Source organism: Flavobacterium sp. (genome assembly GCF_025352425.1).
Taxonomy (GTDB): domain Bacteria; phylum Bacteroidota; class Bacteroidia; order Flavobacteriales; family Flavobacteriaceae; genus Flavobacterium.
Map to the genome: position 1 here is coordinate 1 of NZ_JANXTI010000001.1, position 11,794 is coordinate 11,794.

General features: G+C 40.7%; 9 protein-coding genes. 3 read left to right on the plus strand and 6 right to left on the minus strand.

Features of this window, described 5'->3' with window-relative positions; all coding sequences use genetic code 11:
• On the plus strand, positions 1-558 hold a 558-nt coding region (locus Q0Q99_RS00005; protein ID WP_293889666.1), incomplete at its 5' end, for a T9SS type A sorting domain-containing protein.
• A gap of 56 nt (positions 559-614) precedes the next feature.
• Here the strand turns inward: Q0Q99_RS00005 and Q0Q99_RS00010 are convergent.
• From Q0Q99_RS00010 to Q0Q99_RS00030, 5 genes are all read right to left on the minus strand, one after another.
• Positions 615-2,405 carry an acyl-CoA dehydrogenase family protein gene (locus Q0Q99_RS00010; RefSeq protein WP_293889668.1) on the minus strand — a complete coding sequence of 597 codons (1,791 nt, stop codon included), beginning with the start codon at positions 2,403-2,405 and terminating at the stop codon, positions 615-617.
• A 197-nt stretch (positions 2,406-2,602) separates the two neighbouring features.
• Positions 2,603-3,784, minus strand: coding sequence for an acetyl-CoA C-acyltransferase (locus Q0Q99_RS00015; protein ID WP_293889670.1), 1,182 nt, complete (start codon positions 3,782-3,784; stop codon positions 2,603-2,605).
• 115 nt (positions 3,785-3,899) lie between these two features.
• Positions 3,900-6,290 (minus strand): 3-hydroxyacyl-CoA dehydrogenase/enoyl-CoA hydratase family protein, encoded by a 2,391-nt coding sequence (locus tag Q0Q99_RS00020; protein WP_293889672.1) that lies wholly within the window; start codon positions 6,288-6,290, stop codon positions 3,900-3,902.
• Between the two features lie 62 nt (positions 6,291-6,352).
• The gene (locus tag Q0Q99_RS00025; RefSeq protein ID WP_293889674.1) at positions 6,353-6,718 is read right to left on the minus strand and encodes a four helix bundle protein; all 366 of its coding nucleotides are present in this window, start codon (positions 6,716-6,718) and stop codon (positions 6,353-6,355) included.
• A 66-nt stretch (positions 6,719-6,784) separates the two neighbouring features.
• Positions 6,785-7,216 carry a MarR family transcriptional regulator gene (locus tag Q0Q99_RS00030; protein ID WP_293889711.1) on the minus strand — a complete coding sequence of 144 codons (432 nt, stop codon included), beginning with the start codon at positions 7,214-7,216 and terminating at the stop codon, positions 6,785-6,787.
• Between the two features lie 182 nt (positions 7,217-7,398).
• Between Q0Q99_RS00030 and Q0Q99_RS00035 the strand changes: the two genes are divergently transcribed.
• Positions 7,399-9,462, plus strand: a complete 2,064-nt coding sequence (locus tag Q0Q99_RS00035) for a hypothetical protein (protein ID WP_293889676.1) — start codon at positions 7,399-7,401, stop codon at positions 9,460-9,462.
• Entirely contained in the window at positions 9,463-9,723 is a 261-nt protein-coding gene (locus Q0Q99_RS12865; RefSeq protein ID WP_367174942.1) for a T9SS type B sorting domain-containing protein, read from the plus strand.
• A 256-nt stretch (positions 9,724-9,979) separates the two neighbouring features.
• Here the strand turns inward: Q0Q99_RS12865 and Q0Q99_RS00040 are convergent, their stop codons facing one another.
• Positions 9,980-11,599: an ABC-F family ATP-binding cassette domain-containing protein gene (locus Q0Q99_RS00040; RefSeq protein WP_293889678.1), complete on the minus strand. Its 1,620-nt coding sequence runs from the start codon at positions 11,597-11,599 to the stop codon at positions 9,980-9,982.
• Positions 11,600-11,794 lie beyond the last annotated feature (195 nt).

Consider the following 11,794-nt stretch of genomic DNA (forward strand, 5'->3'; position numbering starts at 1 on the left):
GTTATTGACAGTCAAAATCCCTCGGGGAATCAAATTACTACTCTTCAATCCAGCCTTGCTGCCAATCACGCCGTAACCTATTCAGGAAGCGGTATAATGCATCACAAGTTCATGGTTGTAGATAACAACAATAGTGCTTCAGATCCTTTGGTTTTGGTTGGTTCGCACAATTGGAGCTCTTCCGCAGAAAATAAAAATGACGAGAATATTTTAATTGTTCACGATTTGAATATCGCCAATCAATACTTTCAGGCTTTTGCTTATTTGTATCAGTTTGCAGGAGGTGTTTTAGGGGTTAACCAAAATGAATATAGAGATAATTTAGTAGTGTATCCAAATCCATGTAGCGGAATTTTTAATATGGATGCTGACGGAATTAGTGCTCTAACAGATGTTGAAATTAGCGTGTATGATGTCTTAGGAAAAAAAGTTTATAGTAATCACTATTCGAATCTATTGCATGAAACCATTGACTTTAGCAGCCAGGCTTCAGGAATGTATTTTATCAATGCACAAAGTGCCGGCAAAACATCGCACTTCAAGCTTCTTAAACAATAGTAAAAAAGGCGGCCTTTTCAGAACACCTTTTCAACGAACTAACAATTAACTTCTAACTAAAAACAATAACTATTTTCCGCCACTAACTTGGTGGTAATAGTCTCTCTTAAACCAACGATGTTTGGCATGTTGGTGTATTTTGTAAAACGACGTAATCCCATTAGCATCATACGTTGTTCGTCTCCCTCGGCAAAGGATATAATGCTTTCCTTTCCTTTTTGGGTAACAACATCAACCGCTTTGTATAAGTATAACTTCGCCATGGCAATTTGCTCTTTTACATTAGCTTCGCCTGCTTTTTTGGCGAGCTTCTCTGTACGCAAAACGGTACTTTCCGCCATATATATTTCAATTAAAATATCGGCGGCAGCCGTTAATAACTGTTGGTGCGCATCTAAATCAGGTCCATATTTTTGAACAGCGCCACCGGCAACCATTAGGAACGCTTTTTTCAATTTGCCGATAAGTTCTTTTTCTTCTGAAAATAATTCAGAGTAATCCGGAATATCAAATGACGGAATACCCATCAGTTCTTCCTGCACTTTTGAAGCGGGACCAAGTAAGTCAACATGGCCTTTCATCGCTTTTTTGATTAGCATCCCAACAGATAACATTCTGTTTATTTCGTTAGTACCTTCGTAAATACGGGCAATACGGGCATCACGCCAGGCACTTTCCATTGGCGTATCTTCTGAAAATCCCATTCCGCCATATATTTGTATTCCTTCGTCAGCACAGTTTTGTACGTCTTCCGAAACCGCTACTTTTAGAATAGAACATTCGATAGCAAATTCCTCAACACCCTTTAATTCCGCTTCCTGATGCGAAGCGCCTTCTTCTTCACGCAGTTTGATTCGCGTTTCTATATCTTTTGCAGCACGGTATGTCGCACTCTCTCCGGCGTAAGCTGAGGCTGCCATTTCAGCTAATTTATATCTGATAGCTCCAAAGCTCGAAATCGGAACATTAAATTGGATTCTTTCATTGGCGTAATGTACCGCATTAGTAGTAACACGGCGTTGCGCATCAAGACAGGCAGCAGCCAATTTAATACGACCAACATTCAAAGCATTCATCGCAATTTTGAAACCTTCACCGCGACCTGCCAGCATATTTTCAACCGGAACTTTAGTCTCGTTGAAAAACACCTGACGGGTAGAGGAGGCGCGGATTCCCAATTTGTGCTCTTCTTCATTCATCGTAATTCCATTAGTAGGGTCATTTTCTATAATAAAACCGGTAATGTTTTTATCATCTTCAATTCGGGCAAACACAATAAATAGTGAGCAGAAACCAGCATTGGATATCCACATCTTGCCTCCTGTGATGCTGTACTGTTTTCCATCGGCAGATAAAACAGCTTTCGTTTTTCCCGAATTTGCATCAGAACCAGCGCCGGGTTCAGTTAAACAGTAAGCTCCAAACCATTCGCCAGTAGCTAGCTTTGGTACGTATTTTTGTTTTTGCTCTTCGGTTCCGTATAAGGTGATGGGCATGGTCCCGATTCCGGTATGTGCTCCGAAAGCTGTAGAAAACGAACCCGTTGCACCCGAAATATAATCACAAACCAAACAGGTATCAACGAAACCCATTCCCATTCCGCCATAAGCTTCAGGCACTGAAACACTCAGGAATCCCATTTCACCTGCCTTCTTCATTACTTCTTCAGTAAAAGCATAGTCTTTTGCTTCAAAGCGATTTTTGTTTGGCCATATTTCCTTGTCAACGAATTCCTTAACAGAATCACGCATCATGATTTGTTCTTCGCTAAAGTCCTCGGGAGTGAAGACGTCTTCGCACTTTGTTTCTTTTACTAGGAATTGTCCTCCGCGGGTTATATCGTTCATGGTTTTATTTTTTTAGATGATGGATAATAGACGAATAGATGATAGACGTCTGATTATATAATTTTGTTTAATGTATTTGAAAGAACATTGCTGCCTTTTGAAGTATTCAATTTTTCTTAATATGTTTATTACAGAATAAATGATCGATGTAAGTGATTTGTCTCTTATCTATTCGTCTATCATCTATCGGTCTTTCTTTACAACATCTCATACACTCCGGCCGCACCCTGTCCAGTCCCAACACACATACTCACAATTCCATACTTATCGCCACGGCGTTTCATTTCGTCAAATAATTGTACCGATAACTTAGCTCCTGTGCAGCCTAATGGATGTCCCAGCGCAATCGCTCCGCCGTTCACATTGACGATATCAGGATTTAATCCTAATTCGCGAGTAACTGCCAGAGCTTGTGAAGCAAAAGCTTCGTTTAGTTCAATTAAGTTGATGTCATTTAGTTTTAAACCTGCTTGTTTTAATGCTTTGGGTATTGCTTTTACCGGACCGATTCCCATGATTCTTGGTTCTACACCTGCGGCGGCGTAGCTTACCATTCGGGCAATAGGGGTGAGGTTTAACTCTTTTACCATTTCTTCGCTCATGACTAAGACAAATGCGGCTCCGTCACTCATTTGAGAAGAGCTTCCTGCAGTTACACTTCCGTCAGCCGCAAATACCGGTTTTAGTTTAGCAAGTGCATCCGCATTGGTATCAGCTCTCGGACCTTCATCTTTTGTTACAGTGTATGACTTGGTCTCCCTTTTTCCATTTTCGTTGATGAAAGTTTGCTCGATGGTAATCGGAACAATCTGTTTATCAAACTTACCTTCGGATTGTGCTTTAATAGCTTTCAAATGCGAATTCAATGCAAAGGCATCCTGGTCTTCACGGGACACGTTAAATTGTTTGGCTACCGCTTCGGCAGTTAAACCCATTCCCCAATAGTAATCCTCGTGTCCTTCGGCAGCGACTGCGTAATCCGGAGTGGGTTTGTAACCGCCCATTGGAATAAAACTCATGCTTTCGGCACCACCTGCAATGATACAGTCAGCCATGCCGCTCTGTATCTTAGCTGTTGCCATCGCGATGGTTTCCAATCCGGAAGCACAATAACGATTTACTGTTACACCCGGAACATCAGTCACCTTTAATCCCATTAACGAAATCAAACGCGCAACGTTTAATCCCTGTTCGGCCTCAGGCATGGCGTTACCCACCATGACATCATCGATTCTTGTCTTATCGAAATCAGGCAGTTCATTCATCATGTACTGTATGGTTTCAGCCGCCAGTTCGTCGGGTCTTTTAAATCTAAATACTCCTTTAGGAGCTTTGCCAACCGCTGTTCTGTATGCTTTTACTATGTATGCTGTTTTCATTGTTGTTATTTTTGAGATGATAGACAAAGAGATGATAGATGATAGACTTTTTCATCTGTTCTCTATAAAGTCTATTGTCTATTCGTCTATTATCTATTCGTCTATTATCTAATTTCTAATTCCTCAAAGGTTTCCCCTTCGTTAACATAAACTGTATTCTTTCCAAAGTCTTTCGTTCTGTACACAAACTCAAAAATGCTTCTCTTTCGATATCCAGTAAGTATTGTTCTGATACTAAGGTTGGTTCCGATAGATCGCCACCTGCCATTACGTAGGCGAGTTTGTTTGCGATTTTCTGGTCGTGTTCTGAAATGTAGTTGCCGGCTACCATTTGGTCGGTTCCAACTAAGAACATTCCTAAGGCTTGTTTACCGAGAACTTTTACATCGGTTCTTCTGACAGGCTGCGTATAACCCGCTTCCGCCATTACCAGTGCGTGTTTCTTTGCTTCCGCAATCTGCCTGTCCTTGTTGACTACAACAATGTCTTTTCCTTTTTGAAGGATGCCGGTATCAAAAGCTTCGTAGGCCGAAGTCGATACTTTTGCCATAGCCACAGCTAAGAAATACTCCTGCAGCACATTGAGTTCCACATCATTCTTACGGAACAAATCAGAAGCGCGCAACGCCATTTCCTTAGAACCGCCACCGCCGGGAATTACGCCCACGCCAAACTCGACCAAACCGATATAACTTTCGGCTGCAGCCACAACTTTATCAGCGTGCAATGTCATTTCGCAACCGCCGCCTAGTGTCATTCCGTGTGGGGCAACAATAACCGGGATTGACGAATAGCGAACGCGCATCATCGTGTCCTGGAACATTTTGATGGCCATATTCAGTTCTTCGTATTCCTGTTCCACCGCCATCATAAATATCATTCCGATATTGGCACCGACAGAGAAATTGGCTCCCTGATTCCCGATAACCAATCCGTTGTATTCTTTTTCGGCTAAGTCGATTGCTTTGTTGATTCCCACTAAAACATCAGCGCCAATGGTATTCATTTTAGACTGGAATTCAAGGTTTAAGATGCCATCACCTAAATCATGAATTACCGTTCCACTATTACTCCAGACCTTTTTGTTTTCGCGGATGTTATTCAGAATAATGAAACTGTCTTGGCCCGGAACCTTAACTTGCGATTTTGTGGGGATATTGTAGTAATACGTGTTTCCTTCTTTTACGGTGTAAAAACTCGTGGTGCCTGCAGCTATCATTTCGTTTACCCAGACTGCGGGTTTTAAACCTTCGGCTTCCATCAATTCAATTCCTTTCTGAACGCCAATAGCATCCCAGATTTCAAACGGACCATTCTCCCAGCCAAAGCCGGCTTTCATTGCATCGTCAATCTTGTACAGATCGTCTGTGATTTCCGGAATACGATTCGAGACATAGGCAAACATCGCGCTGAAATTCTTTCTGTAGAAATCTCCTGCCTTGTCTTTTCCTTTTACAAGAACCCTGAATCTGTCAATTGGCTTGTCAATGGTTTTTGTGAGTTCCAATGTCGCGAACGACGCTTTTTTAGCCGAACGGTATTCCATCGTATCCAAATCCAACGACAAAATATCCTTATCTACTTTTTTGTAAAAACCCTGACCGGTTTTGCTTCCCAGCCATTTGTTTTCAATCATTTTATTAATGAAGTCCGGAAGCTTGAATAAGTCATGCGCTTCGTCATTCGGAAGGCCTTCATATAAACCATTGGCAACGTGCACCAGTGTATCCAATCCCACTACGTCGACAGTTCGGAAGGTAGCCGACTTTGGTCTGCCGATAACCGGCCCGGTTAGTTTGTCAACTTCTTCAATCGTCAATCCCATTTCCTTTACCAGGTGAAACAAGCTTTGGATTCCGAAGATTCCGATTCGGTTACCAATAAAAGCCGGAGTGTCTTTGGCAATGACCGAAGTCTTACCTAAATATCTTGAGCCATAATCAAACAGGAAATCCAATACTTCAGGAGAAGTCTGTGGACCCGGAATAATCTCAAACAATTTTAAATAACGTGCGGGATTAAAGAAGTGGGTTCCGCAGAAGTGCTTTTGGAAATCCTCACTTCGTCCGTCGCTCATAAAGTGAATAGGTATACCCGAAGTATTGGAAGTCACCAAAGTTCCGGGCTTCCTGAATTTATCTATTTGTTCAAATACCAGCTTCTTGATATCCAAACGTTCTACTACTACCTCGATTACCCAGTCGTAGTTGGCAATCTTTGCCATATCGTCTGTAGTGTTTCCTGTAGTTATCCTGTTAGCAAACTTCTGGCTGTAAATAGGCGATGGGCTCGACTTTAAGGCGTTAGCCAAATGTTCATTCACAATACGGTTTCGAACGACTTTGCTTTCTAGTGTCAGTTGCTTTTTTTCTTCGGTTTCCGTTAAGGCATTCGGAACAATATCCAGAAGCAGTACCTCCAGCCCGATGTTAGCAAAATGACAGGCAATGCCCGAACCCATGATTCCGGAACCGATTACTGCTATTTTTTTGATTGTTCTTTTCATATCTTATTTAGTGAAATAGATGATAGATAATAGACGAATAGATGATAGACGTTCATATTGACTTAGTTATTTAATGTATTTTGAAATGACATTGTTGCTTTTTGAAATCCTTCAATTTTTGTTTCCATTTTATCTGAGTCTTCGGCGGATAGATATTTTCTATGATAGGCTAATAACAATTGAGTGTGCAATTCAAATGATGAGCCTAAAGAAATATCTATAAAATGACTAAAAGATTTGTCTGTTCTCGAAGATCCTTCAGCGATATTTGATGGTATTGAAATAGCACACCTGTCCATTTGACTTTTTAATCCATACTTTTCTGAGATTGGAAATGTATCCGTAATATCCAGGATAGCTTTAGCGATATCCATCCCCATTTGCCAAACTTTCAGTTTCTTAAAATTATGACGCTTAAAATCTTCCATAGGTTAGTCTTTTATTTTTCGTCTATCATCTATCCGTCTATCATCATTCTGTCTTTCTGTCTTTCTCTAAAATACCTTTTTCTCACTAATCAACTCATTAATCACATCCGACACCTCCATAAAGTGCTGTAATTTTTCATCGGAGATGTTTTGTTTTATTGTTTCATTGAATTTTAAAACGGTATTCTTTGATAGCTCACGTTTTTCCTTTCCTAAATCAGTTAGGTAAATCAGTACGCCACGCCCATCGTCAGGATTCTTTTTCCTGAAGATTAAACCTTTCTCCTCCAATGTTTTAAGCGTTCGTGTTAAACTCGTTGGTTCCATTCCCATTCGGGTGCTTATTGCTGTTGATGGCGTGCCGTCTTCTCTGTCAATGCTTAAGAGCGCGAAACCAATTGCCATCGAACCTTCATATTTTGAGGCTTCTTCATTATACATTCTGGCAACGGCTTGCCAGGTAGCGCGGAGTATATAATCAATCGTTTTGTCTTTCATCCTTAATAATAAGAATATCAAAGATAATAAATTTTTTATTATGCACGCATAGTATTTTAAAAAAGATAATAGGAAAAGATAATAGATGATAGACGGATAGATGATAGACAATCCATCGAAGTAGCACGTCTTTCGTCTATTCGCCATTTTGATGAAGTTAATAGACAGTTATATAAGCCTGATTGGCTTTTAACAGCAGTTACCCGGGTCCTTTTACCCAACCCAGCATTGATTTCGGTACGGGTACACCTGCGGTGCCTTTTGGTGATTACACTGTTAGCGTTATCGATACGTGCGGCAAAACTACTACGACACAGTTTTCTGTAGTAGCCATTCCTCCTATGCCGACCATAATAGGGACCAACAACGGATGCTCCTCAAACAGTGGGAACATAGAGGCACGCATTCCCCTTTATATGATTGTGTCAGCAGTTGTTACAGTCGCTCCTGCAAGCTATCCCTTTACTTTGCCCCATAATGTAACTGCTTCGTTAACCAGTGAAGGAGTTTTGATTTTAGACCCTATGCCTATTGGCGATTACACAATTGAGATTACTGATAATTGTGGTGACATCTTAAATCCGTTAACGGTTACCATTCCTGCATATATAAGTCAGGGAACCACTATTGAGGTACTTCCGGGTTGTGATATTGACCGTGCGACGGTAAGGATAAAAAGTGATAACGGTCGGCTGACTTCGGTAAAAATTACTGCAGCTCCTGCAGGTTTTCCTTTTCCACTTCCTTATGATATTTCCAATAATATCATAAGCAGTGGCATATTATACATGACAGGACTACCTACTGGGAATTATACTTTCAGCATTATCGATAACTGCGGCATTATTACAAATCAATCGGAAACAATTGAAGGTTATGCCATAACAACCAATAACTTTTCGTTAACTGCCAATTGTGGTTCGTTTAATATTCCGCTCGATTTCGTAGATAATGTCAGCGCGGACGAAGCATTTGGACTTCAAAGATTATTGGACCCGGCCACGAACACCTGGGGAAATCCGGTAACGGGAGCAGTTTACACAGAAGGAACAAAAATAACCGAAACCAATTCTTATTTGCTCCAGAATAACGCAACCAATTTCAACCTTACATTCAACGGAGTGTTTAGGATAGTACATTATTTCCGTTCCTATAACAGTGGCAACGAAATCAACAGCGGAGTAGTAACCTCAGCAACCAAAAGCTGCATTGAGATCCTGTCACCTACACTCAGCTTTAATAATGCTTTGTCCATTAACGATATTTTACGTGTGCCCTGTTCCGAAAATGGTAATCTGGATGTTTTGTTGTTTACCAATGGAACTCCGCCGTTGCACTACAGGATTATCGAAAAAGACGGGCTTCCATTCACCCTTGATAATGGAACATCCGCGGTTTTCTTAGACATTGCACCGGGCATTTACAAATTTGAAGTAGAGGATAGTTGCGGAAATACTGTTAACCGCACGTTTGATGTTTCCGATTTGGCTTCGCTGGTTACTATATTTCCTATGTGTGACCTGTTTAATTGTACTGCAACCATAACCGGAAATGAGACTTTTGATTTATCACAACAAAGTGTCGTTATACTTGGTGACCAATCACCGAGTGATTACACGTTGTCGTACTATACCTCTCAGGCGGATGTAGCTTCGAATACCAATCCGATAACGAACTTAACCACCTACAGCCCCGCTGCTAATCCACAAACGATATATGTACGTCTTACGTTTAACCAATTACCCAATTGTTACGAGTCAGCTTCCTTTAATTTAATTACGGGACAAACTCCCGGAATCAACCTGACACCTGAATATATTATCTGCGACAGCCAGCCTATAGTGTTGGATGCATCGTCAGGAAATTTGCCAATCACTACCTATTTGTGGTCAACAGGAGCAGCTACACCGTCAATTACAGTTAGTAATGTGGGAACAACTACCATAAGTGTAACGGCAACCAATATCTACGGTAGTTGCAATAATGCTTCATTAGCCTGTACAAAATCCAAAGACATCGCTGTAACAATTGCCGTGTTACCTGAAATAGATCATATTGAGTTTGAAGACTGGACTGATAATGAGAATAGCATTACCGTGGTTACGACACAGCCCGGTGCTTTTGAATACTCGCTGGATGGTATTACCTTTCAAAACAGTCCAACTTTCACCGGGTTAAAACCAGGGTTATATACTGTTTTCGTTCGTGACATCAGTGGATGTAAAACCGTAATTGAAGAAATATAGCTGCTTACTTATCCGAAGTTCTTCACACCAAATGCTGACGGTTATAACGATAAATGGTATGTAAAGAATTCGGAAAATGAACCTGAGCTAAACATCTATATTTTTGATCGTTACGGAAAGTTAATTACCAATATCCTTTCGAATACCCCCGGCTGGGATGGTACCCTAAACGGAAAATTATTGTTCGCTGACGATTACTGGTTTGTTGCACATAGGCAGGATGGTAGGATTTTGAGAGGGCACTTTGCGCTGAAGAGATAAACCCTCAAAAAAGTTTTTTCTTTTGCCTTGATGCAAAAGAAACAAAAAATCAAGGCTTTAAATCTTCGGCGGTCAAATTATCTTTGAATCCTAAATGAAAAGAACTCGCTGCGCTCAAACAGCTTTTCCTTTTACGGATTCTTCAAATATTTGACACTCGCCTGCCAGATTCTAAGGACGTCCATCTTACATCTCACTTATTACTTCCAGTAAAAAAAAACTCCCCAGTGTTTTACTGAGGAGCTTTCATGATATATTAATTATACATTTTCTTTCTCATCTCCTGAATCTTCTCATCGTCAAGATATTCATCAAATGTCATATAGCGGTCGATTACACCCTTTGGAGTTATTTCCAGTACACGGTTGGCAACCGTTTGTGCAAACTCATGGTCATGCGTAGTAAACAGCACCGAGCCTTTAAAGTTCTTCAATGAGTTATTAAAAGCCGTAATGGATTCCAAATCCAAATGATTTGTTGGTTCATCAAGCATCAATACATTAGCGCGTATCATCATCATTCGGGATAACATGCAACGCACTTTTTCCCCTCCTGATAAAACGGTACATTTCTTCAATGCTTCTTCACCCGAAAAAATCATTTTCCCCAGGAAACCACGAACATAAACCTCATCGCGTTCTTCTTCCGTTTTTACCCATTGACGTAACCAATCTACCAGGTTTAAGTTGCCATCGGTAAAGAATGTACTGTTGTCATTCGGCAGATACGATTGATTGGTAGTAATTCCCCAATCAAAAGTCCCGGCATCCGCTTTTAAATTTCCGTTAAGGATTTCATAGAAAGCTGTCGTAGCACGTGAGTCTTTAGAAAACACAACCACTTTGTCGCCTTTTGCCATATTTAAATCGACGTTCTTAAACATCAGCTCGCCATCAGCAGAAGCAGCTAAGTTTTGCACATGCAGGATTTGGTCTCCCGCTTCTCTTTCAACATCAAATATAATAGCAGGATAACGACGGCTTGACGGTCGAATCTCATCTAAGTTCAGTTTCTCAATCATCTTCTTACGCGAAGTCGCCTGTTTTGACTTGGCTACGTTGGCGCTAAAACGACGAATGAATTCCTCAAGCTCAGCCTTCTTCTCTTCGGCTTTCTTGTTTTGCTGTGCTTTCTGTCGGGCTGCTAACTGACTTGATTCATACCAAAATGTATAGTTTCCCGAGTAATGGTTAATCTTGGAAAAGTCAATATCCGAAATATGCGTACAAACCGCATCCAAAAAGTGACGGTCGTGAGAAACAACAATTACTGTATTTTCATAATTCGCCAGGAAATTCTCCAGCCATGAAATAGTTTCAAAATCCAGGTCATTTGTAGGCTCATCCATTACCAATACATCCGGATTACCGAATAATGCCTGCGCTAACAGCACACGTACCTTTAGTTTTCCTTCCACTTCACCCATCAACATATAATGCATATCGGCAGGAATTCCTAAGTTTGATAACATCGCACCCGCATCAGACTCGGCATTCCAACCGTTCATTTCCTCAAACTGTACCTGCAGCTCACCTATTCGATCCGCTTTTGCATCATCGTAGTCAGCATACAAGGCATCCATTTCCGATTTCACAGCAAATAATACTTTGTTCCCCATCATCACTGTTTCCAGTACGGTATGCTCATCGAACATATTGTGGTTTTGGTTCAAAACTGACATACGTTTCCCCGGTTCAAGGAAAACCCTTCCCGATGTTGGGTCAATATCGCCGGCAAGAATTTTAAGGAAAGTTGATTTTCCGGCACCATTAGCACCAATCACACCATAGCAGTTGCCTTGTGTGAAAGTAGTATTTACTTCGTCAAACAATATTCTTTTACCAAACTGAACCGATAAGTTATTTACAGTTAACATGAATTCCGTTTATTAAATTTCGTGCAAAAGTAGTGAATAGTGTTTAGTTTTCAGTTGCACTAATGTGTTTTTTGAGAGACACATTTTATTGGTTTCTATTATGTCAACCAACGATTACAAATTTAAAGTCGCTTAAAATGAGTTCTTTAACATATGTAAATAAACACTTGCTTTACACCTTAATGGCTCGTAGTA

Bases quoted from the DNA above. Each gene is read 5' to 3' on its own strand.
- Q0Q99_RS00010 (WP_293889668.1), bottom strand. From the start codon at position 2,405: ATGAACGATATAACCCGCGGAGGACAATTCCTAGTAAAAGAAACAAAG.
- Q0Q99_RS00020 (WP_293889672.1), bottom strand. From the start codon at position 6,290: ATGAAAAGAACAATCAAAAAAATAGCAGTAATCGGTTCCGGAATCATG.
- Q0Q99_RS00040 (WP_293889678.1), bottom strand. From the start codon at position 11,599: ATGTTAACTGTAAATAACTTATCGGTTCAGTTTGGTAAAAGAATATTG.
- Q0Q99_RS00025 (WP_293889674.1), bottom strand. From the start codon at position 6,718: ATGGAAGATTTTAAGCGTCATAATTTTAAGAAACTGAAAGTTTGGCAA.
- Q0Q99_RS00030 (WP_293889711.1), bottom strand. From the start codon at position 7,216: ATGAAAGACAAAACGATTGATTATATACTCCGCGCTACCTGGCAAGCC.
- Q0Q99_RS00015 (WP_293889670.1), bottom strand. From the start codon at position 3,784: ATGAAAACAGCATACATAGTAAAAGCATACAGAACAGCGGTTGGCAAA.